This window comes from Mesorhizobium sp. WSM4832 (genome assembly GCF_055811115.1).
In genome coordinates this window covers 43,830-59,179 of sequence record NZ_JBVVQH010000005.1, presented here as the reverse complement: position 1 = coordinate 59,179, position 15,350 = coordinate 43,830, and the positions used below count along the sequence as shown (strand labels likewise).

Below are 15,350 nucleotides of genomic sequence, written 5' to 3'. Positions count from 1 at the left end.
CCGGTGAGGCCGCGACCGTTTGAGTTCAGGGATTACTTGCCGGACAGGATCTTGTCGTAGACGCCGGCGGTGTCCTTCTCGTAGAGCGCGCCGGTGATGACGTTGAAGCCCGGAGGGATGCCGCTGGCGGCCATGTTGGCCATCGACAGCGCGATATAGCTGGTCGCCTGCGGATCCTGCCACTGGCCGGCATTGACGTAGCCGTTCAGCACTTCCTGCGTGGTGTCGAGCGAATTGCCCCAGCCGACGACCGGGATTTCGCCCGGCTTGACGCCAGCCTGGTCGAACACCCGCTTGATCGAGCCGGTGACGAGGTCGCCGAGGCCGATGATCGCCTTCACCTTGCCCTTGTGCGCGGTGAGGTAGTCGACCATGCGGTTGATCGCCTCGGCCTGATCGAGCGTCGCCTCGGTCACCTCATAGGTGATGCCGGCCGGCTCGAACACGCTCTTGATGCCTTCCTCTTCCTGCACGCCGTAGGTGGCGCCGGGGATCTCGACCGGCATCCAGACGAAGTCGCCCTTCTTCACCAGACCCTTGTCGACCAGGTACTGCGCCCAATGCTTGCCGAAGGTGACGTTGTCGCCGCCGACATAGGCGTTGAAGTCGGCCTTCGGGTCGGGCGTGTTGAAGTTGATGATCGGAATGTTGGCCGCGCGCGCTTCCTTGACGATCTCGACGAGGCTGCCCGGATCGGGGCTGGTGGTGACGATGCCGTCGGCCTTGGCCGAAATGGCGGCGCGAACGGCCTCCTGCTGCGACGCGACATCGCCATTGTGGAACGAGGTGTTGACCTTGCTGCCTGTGTCGGCCGCCCATTGCTTGGCGCCGGCCAGGAAGTAGGTCCAGACCGGATCGGCCGGGCCGCCATGCGAAATCCAGTAGAACGTCTTGGCCTCGGCCATAGCCGGAATGGCGATGGCCGCGATCAAGCCAAGCACGAGTAGTCTTAGCCGCGAAAGCATTCGATTTCCTCCCATGTTGAAACTCTCCTCCTGGATCAAGCGCGACGCGGCCGTGGACCGCATCTCCTGCCAGCGCTGACCGGAACGTCTAGAGCATTCTCTTTTTCGGGCGGTGGCAAGCCTCCATCGCCAATGGATGTCGGCACAGGCGCGCGCGCCATCAGCAATCCCATCAGATTGCATCAGTTGCGTGATATATTCGCAAGCGAGTTGTTTATCCTCGGCGAGGCGTTTGCGAGATGTGCGGGACAGAGGGGCGGTGCCAAGGAACGCCAGCGCGCTCGTTCTGTATCGCTGCGTTTTTCCCGCTAGATCAAATCCGCCTTGGCCAGGTCGCGCATGAGGTGACTGGCGCCGTAGGTCCAGTGCGGACAATCCGGCGACAGCCGCACGCGGTTGGTGAGTGCGCCGAGCTTTTCCGACGAGATGGTGACGATGTCGCCGACCTTGTGGGTAAAGCCCTTGCCCTTCTCACCACGATCCTTCGAAGGCACGAACATGGTGCCGAGATAGAGCGCCAGCCCGTCAGGATACTGGTGGTGCGGCCCCATCGCCGCCTTGACCAGCTCTTCCGGCGAGCGGCTGATTTCCGCCATCGAGCTCGCGCCCTCCAGCGAGAACCCATCCTCGCCCTCGACGCTGAGCCGCACCGTGGCGCGCTTCACGTCGGCGATTGAAAAGGTCTCGTCGAACAGACGGATGAACGGACCGAGCGAAGCAGAAGCATTGTTGTCCTTGGCCTTGCCCAGCAGCAGCGCCGAACGTCCCTCGACATCGCGCAGATTGACGTCGTTGCCGAGCGTCGCGCCGACGATGCGGCCCGAGCTGTCGGCGATCATGGCGATCTCTGGTTCCGGATTGTTCCAGGTGGAGACGGGATGCAGCCCGACATCGGCGCCAAAGCCGACCGAGGCCATCGGCTGGCATTTGGTGAAGATCTCGGCGTCCGGGCCGATGCCCACTTCCAGATATTGCGACCATGCCCCGCGCTGGATCAGCTTGGCTTTGATCTCCATCGCTTCCGGCGAGCCGGGCTTGAGCTTCGACAGGTCATGGCCGATCAGCCCGGCAATGTCGGCGCGGATGGCGTCGGCCTTTTCCGCCGAGCCACGCGCCTGCTCCTCGATGACGCGCTCCAGCAGGCTGACCACGAAGGTGACGCCGGAGGCCTTCACCGCCTGCAGGTCGACGGGCGACAGCAGGACCGGCTTCTTCGGATCGCGCTTGGCCTCGAAACTGTTCGCCGCGATGTCGGCGAGCGCGCCGATCGGCTTGCCCTTGGCCGAACGCAGATAGCCGGCCGGATCCTTCAACTCGCAGACGTCGCGCACCGTGGGCGCCGCGCTCGAGGTGATGTCGATGACCTGACCATCGCGCACCGTGACCACCAGCGGATGGGAGGCTTCGCTGGTTCTGGCGCGGCCGACGAAAAGGCCCTCGGCGGGCAGGCGGGTCGGATCGGTCATGGCGATGCTTCCTCTCGATTTTTCGCGCGCGGCACTTTTCCCCGATTTCGCGGAAAGGTCTATCCCGCCAGACGCAACATTTATGACCATGCCTGTGCTGTCACACAGTCACAGCCGAACTGGCCCATCGATGTGCTCTTTCAAATCCATGAAATCGACAATAGAATTTTCACGACGCTCCAGCGCTCAGGTGATCTTTGACCGCAGCCTTTTCCGATCCGATCTGGCAAAAGCCCAAAGCAGCCCCGGTCTTCCAATCCGAGCTCTCGGCCCGCGGCACACTCGACGCCGTCATCATTGGCGGCGGCATCATGGGATTGTCGACGGCGCTGCATGCGGCGCGCGCGGGCCTTTCGGTTCAGGTGCTTGACGCCGGCGCGATAGGGCAGGGCGCTTCCGGCTTGAATGGCGGCCAGGTCATCCCCGGCCTCAAATACGACCCTGAATGGCTGCTCAGGCACTTCGGCAAGGAACGCGGCGAAGCGCTGGTCGAGTTCGCCGCCTCGACGGCGGACGCGGTATTCGATGTGATCCGCGACGAGAAGCTGGCCGTGCCGTTCACGCGCAATGGCTGGATCCAGGCCGCGCACACCGAGACCGCTTTGACCGCGGCGGCGAGCCGCGACCGGCAATGGCGCTCGCGCGGCGCCAATGTCGAGCTGCTCGACCGGGCCGGCATCGCGGCGATGACCGGCGCCAGGGGCTATCTCGGAGGCTGGCTCGACCGCCGCGCCGGGGTCATCGATCCGCTGTCCTACACGCTTGAACTCGCCCGCGTCGCCTCGGCCGCCGGCGCCGGGATCGCCGAGCGGCAAAGAGTGGTGAAGCTTAGCAAGGAGGCTGGCGTCTGGCGGGTTTCGACCCAAGGCGGCACCGAGTTGCGCGCCAAGTCGGTCGTGCTCGCCACCAATGCCTATACGGACGGCCTGCTGCCCGGTCTCGCGCAGACCATCGTGCCGCTGCATTCCTTCCAGATCGCCACCGCGCCCCTGCCGGCTGACCTTGCCGCGAGCATCCTGCCCGGCGGGCAAGCGGTTTCCGATTCGCGTCGCATCCTGGTTTACTACCGCCGGAGTCCCGACGGCCGGATGGTGCTGGGCGGGCGCGGCCGCATGGCGCTGCCTTCGAGTGCTTCCGACTGGGCGCATCTCGAACGCGCGCTCATTCGCCTCTATCCGGCGCTTGCCGGCTTCGCCGTCGAAAAGCGCTGGTTCGGCCGCGTGGCGCTGACGCCGGACCACCTGCCGCATCTGCATGAGCCGGAAAAAGGGCTGCTCGCCGTCGTCGGCTGCCAGGGCAGGGGTGTCGGCCTGATGAGCGCGCTGGGCAAGCGCATGGCGAGCTACCTCGCAAGCGGTGATGCCAGGCAATTGCCGTTCCCGCTGTCGCCGATCAAGCCGATCCCGTTCCACGCTTTCCGCCAGGTCGGCGTCGCCGCGACCATCGCCTGGTACCGGATGCTCGACGCATTCGAGCGCTGACGCCGAACGCGTGCAGCGCACAAGCGATTCAGCTTGACAGTTTCATGAATATGAAAAAGCATTAGCCGATTTCAAAAATCGGTGGACAGCCAGATGTCGACCATCATTGCAACACGGCCATTGCCGGAAAACCGCATCTCGCCGGTGTTCCGCTTCGCCATGCTGCTGCCGGGCGGGCTGGTCACCTTCTTCCTGATCCTGTTTGCGCTTGGCCTGGTGGTGTTCCTCGCCTTCCGGGGCAATGACAACTCGCTGCTTGGCGTCGGGCTGACGGCGGAGAATTTCGTCACGGTCGCTACCGACCCGCTCTATTGGACGGTCACGCTGCGCTCACTGGTCATTGCCGGCCTGGTCACGCTCGCCACCGTCGTCACCGCCTATCCCGTCGCCTACTATCTCGCCTTCCATGCCGGCCGCCGACGCAACCTGCTGCTCTTCCTGGTCACGCTGCCGTTCTGGACCAGCTATCTGCTGCGCGTCTTCGCCTGGAAGATCGTGCTTGCCTACAACGGCGTGTTGAACTCGGCCTTCATCGAGACCGGCCTCTGGTCGGAGCCGACACTTGCCTTCCTCAACACGCCGGCCGCGGTGGTCGTCACGCTGGCCCACGCCTACGCGCCTTTCGCCATCCTGCCGATCTATGTGGCGCTGGACACGATCCCGAAATCGCTGCTCGAAGCCGCGTCCGATCTCGGGGCGCGGCCCTTCACCAGCTTCCGCCGCGTCGTGCTGCCCAATTCCATGCCGGGCGTGCTGGCAGCCGCGCTGGTCGTGTTCGTGCCGACGGTCGGCGACTATGTCACGCCGGCCATGGTCGGCGGTCCGGCCAGCACCATGATCGGCACGCTGATCCAGTCGCAGTTCGGCAAGGCCAATGACTGGCCGTTCGGCGCCGCGCTTTCGGTCTGCGTCATGCTGGTCATCCTGTGCGTCGTCCTGGTCGCGCGCGGCGCCGATCGCAGATTTGGCAGCCGCACATGAGCAGCGTCCGTATCGATGCCAATGCAGGCGGCCGCTGGCTCGGCCTCTATGTGCTTGGCTATCTCGTCTTCCTCTATCTGCCGGTGCTGCTCATTCCGCTGTTTTCCTTCAACGACTCGATCCAGGCGGCGTTTCCGCTGCAGGGTTTCACGCTCGAATGGTACCGCACGCTCTACGGCAATCCGGCGCTGTCCGGCGCCTTGGCCAACAGCCTCGTCATCGGCGCCATCGCAGCCTCCGGCGCGACGCTCTGCGGCATCACCGTTTCCTACATGGACCTTTACGGCCGCTCGCCACTGGCGGCCACGATCAGCGCCATCGCCCGCCTGCCGATCCTGATCCCCGGGGTCATCGTCGGCATTTCGCTGTTGATCCTGGTCAACCTCATCGGCCTCGGCCCGTCGCGCGTTTCCATCGTGCTCGGCCATATCCTCGTCGCGCTGCCGACGACGGTCGTGGTGATGCGCAGCCGCCTCGCGGCTATTCCAAAAACCATTCGCGAGGCGGCGCTCGATCTCGGCGCTTCCGACTGGACGACGTTCCGGCGCGTCATGCTGCCGCTCAGCCTTCCGGCCGTGCTGTCGGCCTTCATGCTCTCCTTCCTGATTTCCTTCGACGAGTTCATCGTCGTCTTCTTCCTCGCCGGCACCGAGCCGACGCTGCCGCTCTACATCTGGAGCCAGCTTCGCTTCCCGCGCTCGCTGCCGACGGTGATGGCGCTGGGAACCGTGATCCTGACCGTGTCCTTCATCATCGCTGCCTGCGCCGAAATCCTGCGCCATCGCGGCCTCGGCGCCGCGCGCCGCAATCCAGCCTGAACCACAACAAAGAAAGAGGAGAACGAAAATGACATTCCACCTGAAATCGATCACCGGACACAAGGCCCGTGCCGGCCTTGCCGCGCTCGCTTTGGCGCTGTCGTCGACCGTCGCTCTGGCCGCCGACAAGCTGCAATACTTCACCTGGTCCGGCTACGAATTGCCCGACTTCAACAAGAGTTTCCTCACCGCCCATCCCGACGGTGTCGAGGCGACGATCTTCGGCGATGACGACGATGCCTTCACCAAGGTCAAGGCCGGCTTCCGTCCCGATATCGCGCATCCCTGCTACGACAAGCTGGCGCGCTGGAACAAGGAAGGCCTGCTGCAGCCGATCGACACCAAGCGTATCAAGAACTGGGATTCGATCTTCCCGGTGTTCAAGAACCTGCCCGACCTCCAGGCCGGCGACGGCAAGGTGTGGATGGTGCCGTGGGACTGGGGCAACACCTCGATCCTCTACCGCACCGATCTGGTGAAGAACCCTGAGGCAAGCTGGAACCTCCTGTGGGACAAGCAATATGCCGGCCGCATGGCGACCATCGACGCCGTGCACGACACGCCGATCGTCGCGGCGCTTCTGGCAGGCGTCAATCCGTTCGACATGACTGCGGAGCAGATGGACAAGGTAGCCGAAAAACTGCGCGAGCAGCGGCCGCTGCTGTCGAGCTACACCACCGACATGACCTCTGTCGAGCAGGCGCTGGCAAGCGGCCAGCTGGTCGCCGCCATGACCTGGAACGCGTCCGCCACCTCGCTCAAGAAGCAGGGCGTGCCGGTCGAGTTCATGAAGCCGAAGGAAGGCATGCTGACCTGGGCCTGCGGCTTCGTCATGCTCAAGGACGCCAAGAACGTCGATCTCGCCTATGACTTCATCAACAGCCGGCTCGATGCCGATTCGGGCAAGTTCCTGATCCAGTCTTACGGCTATGGCAGCTCGCTCGGTACCGCCTTCGCCGACGTGTCGAAGGAAGAACTGGACAAGCTGCAGCTGCCGGCGGATCCGGACGTGATGCTGAAGAGCACCATCTTCACCGGGCCGATGAAGCAGAACGACGATATGGCCAAGATGTTCGAGAAGGTGAAGGCAGGCGGGTGAGGCTGATCTTGCCTTCTCCCCTTGTGGGGTGAGAAGCGGTCCGCGTTAGCGGACGAAAAGCCAATTGCTTGGCTTTTCGAGCTTCGAACGCCCTGAGCCTGCGAAAGGCCGGGCGGTGGCCGCGCAGCGGCCGGATGAGGGGTGTTCCAGGGAAAGCTGACGTCTCACTCCGCTGGAACACCCCTCATCCGTCTCGGCGCTTCGCGCCGATCCACCTTCTCCCACAAGGGGAGAAGGGAAGACAACGAGGACCATTGCATGGACATACTTGATGAAGCCGCCGAAAAACCGAAGGACGAGGCCGACGTCCGCGTCGGCCGCCGCGTGCGAGCGCTGCGGCTCGAGCGCAAGCTCTCATTGGCCGAGCTTGCCGCCAAGGCCGGCATCTCGATCGGCGCGCTCAGCCAGATCGAGCGCGGCATGTCCTCGCTGCGCGTCAAGGTGATCTGGCCGCTGGCGGCGGCGTTGGACATCGAACCTTCGGCGCTGATCGCCGATGGCAACGAGGCGGTCAACGACCTCTATTGCGTGCGCGCCGACAAGCGGCGCGCGATCCCGGTCAAATCCGAGGGCATCGCCAAGGCGCTGTTGTCGCCGCCTGGGGCGACGCTCACCGGGATGCTGGTAACGGTCGAGGCCGGCGGCGGCACGGCGGAAGCCTACGCCCATGCCGGCCACGAATTCGGCTTGGTGATAACCGGGGAAGTCGAGCTGGTGGTGGACGCCACCACCTATGTGCTGAAGGCCGGCGACAGTTTTGCCTTCAAGAGCACACTGCTGCATGCCTTCCGCAACCCCGGCGCCGAGCGCTGCCAGATCCTCTGGGTCAACACGACAAAACCGTCCGAGGTGCGCGATGGCGCCTGACGCCTCAGAGCAATTCCAGGAAAAGAGCGACGCGGTTGGGCTCGGCAGCTTCGCCGTAGCCTTCCGTCCGGAATTGCGGGAACCATTGGTTCGGCTGCAGAAAGTCTCGAAGGTTTTTCCCGGCGGCGTGGTCGGCCTTGATGCCGTCGATCTCGATATCGCTCCCGGCGAATTCCTCACTTTGCTCGGGCCTTCCGGTTGCGGCAAGACGACGAGCCTGCGCGTCATCGCCGGCTTCGAGAGCCCGACCGGCGGCAACGTCCTGCTCGAGGGCCGCGACATCACGGGCCTGAGGCCCTTCGACCGGCCGGTCAACACCGTCTTCCAGGATTATGCGCTGTTCCCGCATATGGACGTCGCCGAGAATGTCGGCTTCGGCCTGTCGTTGCGAAAGCTGTCCGGCACCGAGCAGGCCAAGCGTGTCGGCGAGGCGCTTGAGATGGTCGGGCTCGCCGACAAGATCGGCGCCCGCATCCTGGAACTCTCCGGCGGCCAGCGCCAGCGCGTCGCTTTAGCCCGCGCCATCGTCTGCGAGCCGCGCGTGCTTCTTCTCGATGAGCCGCTTTCGGCGCTCGACGCGCATCTGCGCGAGCAGATGCAGGTCGAGCTGAAGCGGCTGCAATCAAGTCTCGGCACCACCTTCGTCATGGTCACCCACGACCAGACCGAAGCGCTGTCGATCTCCGATCGCATCGTCGTCATGAACAAGGGCCGTATCGAGCAGATCGCGCCGCCGGCCATGCTCTACGATCGGCCCGCCACCAAGTTCGTTGCCAGCTTCATCGGCACGATGAACCTGTTGCAGTCGCGCTTCCTCGGCCGCGACGGCGAGCGCCTGCGCTTCGCCGCCGGCGAGCTGCCGTTGGAGGCTGTCTCCGACACCGGCGAGATGCCGGCCGCGGGCGACATGCGCACCATCGGCGTGCGTCCGGAGGATCTGCTCGTTGTCACCGAAGCCGCCGACGGCACGGCGCCGGCGCGGGTGAGCGGCATCGTCTTCCATGGCCGAACGCTACGCCTTCACGCCGAGCTCGGGCGGGGGACCTCGATCGTCATCGACGCCCCGCGCCGTGCGGACGGCTTCCAATTCAGCGTCGGCGACGTGGCGCATGTCAGCCTGCGGCGTGGCGCCAACTGCCCTGTGCTCGCGAGCTGACGCGACAGAGAGCCTGGCTCTACGACGCCTTGGCGAAAAATCCCTGATAGTCGGATTTGGCCTGCAGCAGGCGCAGGATGTTCTCGCGCGAGCCGCGCACATGCGCGCGGGCGCGCTGGCCGGCCAGAGCGACGTCGCCGGCACAGATCGCATCGACGATGCCGGTATGCTCCTCGCGGGTGAGCTTCCATTCATCCAGCCACAGAAGCTCGGTCCAGACATATTGCTGGCATTTGTCGAGGATGCCGCAGAGCATGCCGTGCAGCATCTCGTTGCCGCTGATTTCGGCGATCATCCGGTGCAGGTCGATGCCGACCTGCAACTCCTCGAACTTCTCCCTGGTGCTGCGGTCAGGGATCGCCGCCAGCCGCTCACATTCGGCCAGCATCTCGCGCAGCTTCGCCTTGTCGGCGGCGGTCGCGTTGGCGGCCGCCAGCTCGGTCGCGCGTCCGTCGAGCAATTCGCGGATGTCGAAGGCCTCGCGGAACATGGTCAGGTTGAATTCGGCGACGATATAGCCTTGGCGCGGACGGCCGATCACCAGGCCGTCGCGCTCCAGCCGGTTGAAGGCTTCGCGGACCGGCGTGCGGCTGACCCTCAGACGCTCGGCGATCTCATTTTCCGTCACGCGGCCGCCGGGCGGGATCTGCCCGGTGATGATCAACGCCTTCAGCGACTCGAAAACAGAGTCGCGCAGCGTGTTCTTTCTTTCCTTGCTCAAGCGTCCCGCCTCCAACGGTCAGTCATGGATTCGTCAGTCTAGTGCCTTTTAGCGCCTGCTTGAAACAGGGCCGCTTCGATAGGAACAAACCCTCGACGCCGTGCTCTTTTCATCGCCGCCGAAAAACGCAAGTCCCATGTTGACATCGGCTTCCGAAAAATTACACTCCAAATTGTATACAAATTCGCATACCAAATCAACGATAACGGGAACACCGGTTGGAGAAGCGAAAATGACGAAGAGACTTTGTATTCAAGGCTTGGCCGCTGCCGGGCTGCTGGCCTCGGTCGCCGTTCCGGCGTCGGCCGCCGACACCATCACTGTCGCCTCGTGGGGCGGCACCTATCAGGAGGCGCAGACCAAGGCCTTCTTCGATCCGACGGCCAAGGATCTCGGCATCACCATCAAGCAGGACACCACCAACGGCCTCGACGACGTGCGCCTGCAGGTCAGCGGCAACGCCGTCAAATGGGACATCACCGAGCTCGGCGCCGACGAATGCGCGCGGGGCTCCAAGGAAGGCCTGTTCGAGAAGCTCGACTACAACGTCATCGACAAGAGCGGCATCAATCCGAAGCTCGTGCATGACGACTGGGTCGGCATCTCCTATACCTCCGTCGTCCTGATCTACCGTACCGATGTCTTCGGCGACAAAGGCCCGAAGACCTGGGCCGATTTCTGGGACGTCGAAAAATTCCCCGGCCGCCGCGCCCTCTCCGGTAGTCAGGCGACGGAAACGCTGAGCGTCGCGGCTTTGGCCAAGGGCATTCCGATCGACAAGGTCTATCCGGTCGACATCGACGGCGCGCTGCAATCCGTCGACAAGGTCCGTGGCCATATCGATGCCTGGTGGACCTCGGGCGCGCAGGCCATGCAACTCGTCAAGGACGGCGAGGTCGACATGGCGAGCATCTGGAACGGCCGCGCCGGCACGCTGAGGAAGGAAGGCGCGCCCGTGAGCTTCTCCTTCGACCAGGGCGTGCTGACCGCCGACTGCATGGTCATTCCGAAGGGTTCGAAGAACAAGGACGTCGCCATGAAGGCGCTGGCCAAGTTCGTCAGCCCCGACCTTCAGGCCAACCTGCCGCTCTATGTCGACAACGGCCCGGCCAACGAAAAGGCCTTCGAGACCGGCAAGATCCCGCAGGACCGTATCAAGGACATCAACTCCGCGCCCGAGAACGTCAAGAAGCAGGTGCTGCAGGATCCAGCATTCTGGCGCGACACCCTCGTCGAGGCGACCGAGAAGTTCAACAACCTGATCCAGCAATAGCGATCGCATAGGAGCGGTGCCGATGAGGCACTGCTCCGCATCGTCTCGCGAAAAATGATCCGGAGTTGAAGGAGATGCTCTTGTCTCTCGCGCAGTCCGCGCTTCCCATCGGCATCAGCGGTATCGAGAAGCGCTTCGGCGGCGTGTCGGTCCTGCACGATCTCGGCCTCGACGTCGCCGCGGGCGAATTCCTGACGCTGCTCGGACCGTCCGGCTCGGGAAAGACGACGCTGCTGATGATCCTCGCCGGTTTCGTGCGGGCCAATGCCGGCTCCATCAAGGTCGGCGGCGAGGAGATCATCACCATGCCGCCGCACAAGCGCAACATCGGCATGGTGTTCCAGAACTATGCGCTGTTCCCGCATATGAACGTCTTCCACAACATCGCCTTTCCGCTGAAGCAACGGCGGGTATCAGCCGCTGAAACAGCTGAACGCGTCGAGAGGGCGCTGGACCTGGTGCAGTTGAAAGGCCTCGGCGAGCGCCGTGTCGACCAGCTCTCCGGCGGCCAGCGCCAGCGAGTTGCCTTGGCCCGCGCCATCGTCTTCGAGCCGCGCATCGTGTTGATGGACGAGCCGCTGTCGGCGCTCGACAAGAACCTGCGCGAGCACATGCAGATCGAGCTGCGCAACCTGCATCGCCGGCTCGGCATGACGACGGTCTATGTCACGCACGACCAGCGCGAGGCGATCACCATGTCGGACCGCGTTGCCGTCATGAATGCCGGGCGCATCGAGCAGATCGATCAGCCCGAGGCGCTCTACGCCAGGCCGAAGACGAAGTTCGTTGCCGGTTTCATCGGCGAGTCCAGCTTCATTCCTGTCGAGTGCCGCAATGGCGGCGTCTGGCATGAGGGAAGCAAGCTGCGCATGAAGGACCCGGCACCGTCCGCCGGCCGGCACTTGATGGTGGTGCGGCCGGAAAAGCTGCGCCTGATTGACGGCGCGGAGCAGGCGGGCGACGTCAACGCGCTGCCGGCAATTGTCGGCGACGTCATCTACCAGGGCGACAGCTTCGTCTGCTACGCGACGCTCAAGGATGGGCGGCAGGTGACTTTGCGCGACTATTGCCGCCCCGAAGTGCTGGCGAAATTGCCGGCGCCAGGCGAGCCGATAACGCTCGGCATCGATGCACAAGATGTCGTTCTGGTGGCCGATCAATGAGCATCGGGTTCGCAAGCATTGATCCTGCCCGCGGGCCCGATCGCGGCCTCAACGCCGATGCTTTGCGCGCCGACGCGCGGCGGGAATCGCGTGGCCTGCTGGCACTTTTGTCGCCGGGGCTGCTTCTGGTCTTCGCCGTCATCATCGTGCCGATCGGCTGGCTGTTCTGGCTCTCGCTGTTTGACGAAACCGGTCAGCTCAGCGCGGCCAATTATGCGCGCTTCTTCGAGCAGGCGTCCTACATCAAGACCTTCGCCACCACCTTCAAGGTGGCCTTCGTCGTCACCGGCGCCTGCGTGCTGTTCGGCTATCCTCTGGCCTATATGCTGTCGCAACTGCCACGCCGCGCGGCCTCGATCTGCCTGATCTTCGTCATCCTGCCGTTCTGGACCTCGGTGCTGGTGCGCACCTATGCCTGGTTGGTCATCCTGCAGCGCAAGGGCCTGGTCAACAGCTGGCTGATCGATCTCGGCGTCATCGGCCAGCCGCTGCCGCTCGCCAACAATTTTGCCGGCGTCGTCATCGGCATGACCCACATCATGCTGCCGTTCCTGGTGCTGCCGCTCTACGCCTCGATGAAGACGATCGATGTCGATTGCCTGCGCGCCGGCATGAATCTCGGCGCCAGCCCGGCGGCAACCTTCCGGCAGGTCTTCTTTCCGCTGTCGCTGCCCGGCCTTGCCTCGGGCGTGGTCATCGTCTTCGTGCTTTGCCTCGGCTTCTTCGTCACCCCGGCGCTGATGGGCGGCGGCAAGGTGATTATGTGGGCCATGCGCATGGAGCAGACCACCAGCCTCTATTCCAACTGGGGCGCGGGCGCGGCGCTCGGCGTCGTGCTGCTTGCCGTGACGCTGGCCCTGCTTGGGATCTTCCAGCGGCTGCTGGGCGCTCGCGCCACCGGGGTCTGGAGCCAGCGATGAGCATGGAAAACAGCCTGCCCATCTCGCATCGGCAACGCCTCTGGCTCTATGCGCTCGGCGGGCTCGTCATGCTGTTCCTGATCGCCCCGTCGGTGATCATCGTCATCATGTCCTTCTCCGGCTCGACACTCCTGCAGTTCCCGCCGCAGGAATGGTCGCTGCGCTGGTATGAAAGCTATTTCGGCTCGGTCGAATGGCGCGACGCCACCATCGTGTCGGTCAAGGTGGCGGTGATGACGGCGATCGTGGCAACGCTGCTCGGCACCGCCGCCGCCTACGCCATCAACGCCCGCACGCTGCGGCTGACCGGCGCCATCAATGCGCTGCTCACCGCCTCGCTGATCATCCCGGTCATCCTGATCGGCATCGGCACCTTTTTCCTCTATGCCCGCATCGGCCTCAACAACACGCTGACCGGCCTCGTCATCGCCCACACCGTGCAGGCGCTGCCGCTGGTCGTGTTGACCGTGCTTTCGGGCTTGCGGTCTTATGACATGAACCAGGAGAAGGTCGCGCGCAGCCTCGGCGCCGGCCGCTTCTCCGCCTTCTTCCAGGTGACGATGCCGCAGATACGCTTCTCGATCGTCTCGGGTGCGCTGTTTGCCTTCATCACGTCCTTCGACGAGGTGGTGGTGTCGCTGTTCATCTCCGGCGGCGAGACCACGACCTTGACGCGCCGCATGTTCAATGCGCTGCGCGACCAGATCGATCCGACGATCGCCGCCATTTCGACTTGCCTGATCGTGCTATCGATCGTCTTGTTGTCCGCCGCCCAGCTTTTCGGCCGCGGACGTTGAACACAGGGATACCGACAACCGCATGCGTGACTTCCAGTTTCCAGGCCGCTCGCCGGTCCGTGCCACCGAGGCGATGGCCGCGACCTCGCATCCGCTCGCCACGCTTGCCGCCATCGACATGCTTCGCTCCGGCGGCAACGCCATGGACGCCGCCGTTTGCGCGGCCGCCGTGCAGGCGGTGGTCGAGCCGCAGTCGACCGGCATCGGCGGCGACTGTTTTGTCCTCTATTGTCCGAAGGGCGAGGGGAACGTGCTTGCCTTCAACGGATCCGGCCGTGCGCCCGGGGCCGCGACGGTCGACTGGTATCGCGAGCATGACTTCAGCGAATTGCCGAAACAGGGCCCGCATGCAGTGACAATTCCCGGCGCGGTCGACGCCTGGTGCCGTCTTCTGGACGATCACGGCCGCAAAGGCATAGCCGATGCCCTTGCGCCGGCCATTCATTACGCCGAGAACGGCTATGTCGTGCACGACCGTGTCGCCTTCGACTGGGCTGATCCGGAAACCGATCTGTCGACCGACGAGGTGGCGGCGCGCATCTTCCTGCCGGGCGGCAGGCCGCCAAAGGCCGGCGATATCCACCGCCAGCCCGAGCTGGCGGAGACGTTGCGCGTCATCGCCAAGAAAGGCCGCGCCGGTTTCTATGAGGGCGCGGTGGCCGAGGACATCGTCGGGCGGCTTCGCGCGCTCGGCGGGCTGCACACGCTGGACGACTTCGCCGCGACCAAGGGCGATTACAGGACCGCGATCAGCACCTCCTATCGTGGCCACGACATCCACCAGATGCCGCCGAACAATCAGGGGCTGACCGCGCTTCTGATGCTCAACGTTCTCTCCGGCTTTGATCTCGGCAAGCTCGATCCCGACGGCGCCGAGCGTCTGCACCTCGAGATCGAGGCCGGCCGCCTGGCTTACCAGGATCGCGACGCATTTTTCGCCGATCAAGATCATGTCGACGTGCCGGTCAACGCGCTGCTTTCCAGCACCTATGCCGACCGGCTGCGCGCGGCGGTCGATCCCGAGCGCGCCATGACCGATCTGCCGCGGCTCGACCTGCCGGGCAGCGACACGGTCTATATCAGCGTCGTCGACCGCGACCGTAACGCGGTGAGCTTCATCAACTCGACCTACTATTCCTTCGGCAGCGGTGTCGTCGGCCCGAGGACCGGCGTGATCCTGCAAAACCGCGGCTCCAGCTTCCGCCTCGACCCGAAGCATCCGAACGCAATAGCGCCGGGCAAGCGGCCGATGCACACCATCATGCCGGGGATGATGACCAGAAACGGCCGCGCCGTGATGCCTTTCGGTGTCATGGGCGGCGGCTACCAGCCTTTCGGCCATGTGCATCTTTTGACCAACATGATCGACTTCGGCATGGATCCGCAGCAGGCGCTGGATGCAGCGCGCGTCTTCTACAACCACGATGTCGTCGAGGCCGAGCGGAGCGTGCGTGCCGAGACGATCGGGGGCCTGCGCCGGCGAGGCCATAAGGTGGTGGAACCGGATCATCCGTTGGGCGGCGGGCAGGCGGTGCTGATCGACTGGGAAAAGGGCACGCTGACCGGCGCCTCCGATCCGCGCAAGGACGGCCTGGCGCTCGGATATTGAGCAGCGCTGGACATCGGCCGATCGTTCGAAACAT

14 protein-coding genes are annotated in these 15,350 nt (G+C 64.3%); 11 read left to right on the top strand and 3 right to left on the bottom strand.

What is annotated here, in order from left to right; translation table 11 throughout:
- Positions 1-32: 32 nt before the first annotated feature.
- Both AC0L2L_RS08915 and AC0L2L_RS08910 read right to left on the bottom strand, forming a co-directional pair.
- Entirely contained in the window at positions 33-965 is a 933-nt protein-coding gene (locus AC0L2L_RS08915; RefSeq protein WP_473577624.1) for a sugar ABC transporter substrate-binding protein, read from the bottom strand.
- A 308-nt stretch (positions 966-1,273) separates the two neighbouring features.
- Positions 1,274-2,431, bottom strand: a complete 1,158-nt coding sequence (locus AC0L2L_RS08910) for a fumarylacetoacetate hydrolase family protein (RefSeq protein ID WP_473577623.1) — start codon at positions 2,429-2,431, stop codon at positions 1,274-1,276.
- Positions 2,432-2,628: 197 nt separating this feature from the next.
- Between AC0L2L_RS08910 and AC0L2L_RS08905 the strand changes: the two genes are divergently transcribed.
- The 6 genes from AC0L2L_RS08905 (at position 2,629) to AC0L2L_RS08880 (ending at position 8,833) form a co-directional block, all read left to right on the top strand.
- A complete protein-coding gene (locus tag AC0L2L_RS08905) occupies positions 2,629-3,912 on the top strand; it encodes an NAD(P)/FAD-dependent oxidoreductase (protein WP_473577622.1) in 1,284 nt (427 codons plus the stop codon).
- Positions 3,913-4,005: 93 nt separating this feature from the next.
- Complete coding sequence (locus AC0L2L_RS08900; RefSeq protein WP_473577621.1) at positions 4,006-4,893, top strand: ABC transporter permease; 888 nt, start codon at positions 4,006-4,008, stop codon at positions 4,891-4,893.
- The gene (locus AC0L2L_RS08895; protein ID WP_473577620.1) at positions 4,890-5,711 is read left to right on the top strand and encodes an ABC transporter permease; all 822 of its coding nucleotides are present in this window, start codon (positions 4,890-4,892) and stop codon (positions 5,709-5,711) included. The genes AC0L2L_RS08900 and AC0L2L_RS08895 overlap by 4 nt, the downstream gene beginning before the upstream one ends.
- A gap of 28 nt (positions 5,712-5,739) precedes the next feature.
- Complete coding sequence (locus tag AC0L2L_RS08890; RefSeq protein ID WP_473577619.1) at positions 5,740-6,810, top strand: ABC transporter substrate-binding protein; 1,071 nt, start codon at positions 5,740-5,742, stop codon at positions 6,808-6,810.
- A gap of 258 nt (positions 6,811-7,068) precedes the next feature.
- The gene (locus AC0L2L_RS08885) at positions 7,069-7,677 is read left to right on the top strand and encodes a cupin domain-containing protein (protein WP_473577617.1); all 609 of its coding nucleotides are present in this window, start codon (positions 7,069-7,071) and stop codon (positions 7,675-7,677) included.
- Complete coding sequence (locus tag AC0L2L_RS08880) at positions 7,667-8,833, top strand: ABC transporter ATP-binding protein (protein ID WP_473577616.1); 1,167 nt, start codon at positions 7,667-7,669, stop codon at positions 8,831-8,833. Before AC0L2L_RS08885 ends, AC0L2L_RS08880 begins: the two co-directional genes overlap by 11 nt.
- A 19-nt stretch (positions 8,834-8,852) precedes the next feature.
- Here AC0L2L_RS08880 and AC0L2L_RS08875 read toward each other — a convergent pair whose 3' ends face one another.
- A complete protein-coding gene (locus AC0L2L_RS08875; RefSeq protein ID WP_473577614.1) occupies positions 8,853-9,554 on the bottom strand; it encodes a GntR family transcriptional regulator in 702 nt (233 codons plus the stop codon).
- Positions 9,555-9,786: 232 nt separating this feature from the next.
- Here AC0L2L_RS08875 and AC0L2L_RS08870 point away from each other — a divergent pair, with 232 nt between their 5' ends.
- The 5 genes from AC0L2L_RS08870 (at position 9,787) to ggt (ending at position 15,316) form a co-directional block, all read left to right on the top strand.
- Positions 9,787-10,827 carry an ABC transporter substrate-binding protein gene (locus AC0L2L_RS08870; protein WP_473577613.1) on the top strand — a complete coding sequence of 347 codons (1,041 nt, stop codon included), beginning with the start codon at positions 9,787-9,789 and terminating at the stop codon, positions 10,825-10,827.
- Positions 10,828-10,907: 80 nt separating this feature from the next.
- Complete coding sequence (locus AC0L2L_RS08865) at positions 10,908-11,990, top strand: ABC transporter ATP-binding protein (protein WP_473577977.1); 1,083 nt, start codon at positions 10,908-10,910, stop codon at positions 11,988-11,990.
- The gene (locus AC0L2L_RS08860) at positions 11,987-12,910 is read left to right on the top strand and encodes an ABC transporter permease (protein ID WP_473577612.1); all 924 of its coding nucleotides are present in this window, start codon (positions 11,987-11,989) and stop codon (positions 12,908-12,910) included. The genes AC0L2L_RS08865 and AC0L2L_RS08860 overlap by 4 nt, the downstream gene beginning before the upstream one ends.
- The gene (locus tag AC0L2L_RS08855; RefSeq protein ID WP_473577610.1) at positions 12,907-13,707 is read left to right on the top strand and encodes an ABC transporter permease; all 801 of its coding nucleotides are present in this window, start codon (positions 12,907-12,909) and stop codon (positions 13,705-13,707) included. Before AC0L2L_RS08860 ends, AC0L2L_RS08855 begins: the two co-directional genes overlap by 4 nt.
- 22 nt (positions 13,708-13,729) lie before the next feature.
- Positions 13,730-15,316 carry a gamma-glutamyltransferase gene (ggt, locus tag AC0L2L_RS08850; protein WP_473577609.1) on the top strand — a complete coding sequence of 529 codons (1,587 nt, stop codon included), beginning with the start codon at positions 13,730-13,732 and terminating at the stop codon, positions 15,314-15,316.
- Positions 15,317-15,350: the final 34 nt, after the last annotated feature.

What these genes read in the sequence shown, in the direction of transcription:
- AC0L2L_RS08915 (WP_473577624.1), bottom strand. Translation starts at nt 965, where the DNA reads ATGCTTTCGCGGCTAAGACTACTCGTGCTTGGCTTGATCGCGGCCATC.
- AC0L2L_RS08910 (WP_473577623.1), bottom strand. Translation starts at nt 2,431, where the DNA reads ATGACCGATCCGACCCGCCTGCCCGCCGAGGGCCTTTTCGTCGGCCGC.
- AC0L2L_RS08900 (WP_473577621.1), top strand. Translation starts at nt 4,006, where the DNA reads ATGTCGACCATCATTGCAACACGGCCATTGCCGGAAAACCGCATCTCG.
- AC0L2L_RS08895 (WP_473577620.1), top strand. Translation starts at nt 4,890, where the DNA reads ATGAGCAGCGTCCGTATCGATGCCAATGCAGGCGGCCGCTGGCTCGGC.
- AC0L2L_RS08890 (WP_473577619.1), top strand. Translation starts at nt 5,740, where the DNA reads ATGACATTCCACCTGAAATCGATCACCGGACACAAGGCCCGTGCCGGC.
- AC0L2L_RS08885 (WP_473577617.1), top strand. Translation starts at nt 7,069, where the DNA reads ATGGACATACTTGATGAAGCCGCCGAAAAACCGAAGGACGAGGCCGAC.
- AC0L2L_RS08880 (WP_473577616.1), top strand. Translation starts at nt 7,667, where the DNA reads ATGGCGCCTGACGCCTCAGAGCAATTCCAGGAAAAGAGCGACGCGGTT.
- AC0L2L_RS08870 (WP_473577613.1), top strand. Translation starts at nt 9,787, where the DNA reads ATGACGAAGAGACTTTGTATTCAAGGCTTGGCCGCTGCCGGGCTGCTG.
- AC0L2L_RS08860 (WP_473577612.1), top strand. Translation starts at nt 11,987, where the DNA reads ATGAGCATCGGGTTCGCAAGCATTGATCCTGCCCGCGGGCCCGATCGC.
- AC0L2L_RS08855 (WP_473577610.1), top strand. Translation starts at nt 12,907, where the DNA reads ATGAGCATGGAAAACAGCCTGCCCATCTCGCATCGGCAACGCCTCTGG.
- ggt (WP_473577609.1), top strand. Translation starts at nt 13,730, where the DNA reads ATGCGTGACTTCCAGTTTCCAGGCCGCTCGCCGGTCCGTGCCACCGAG.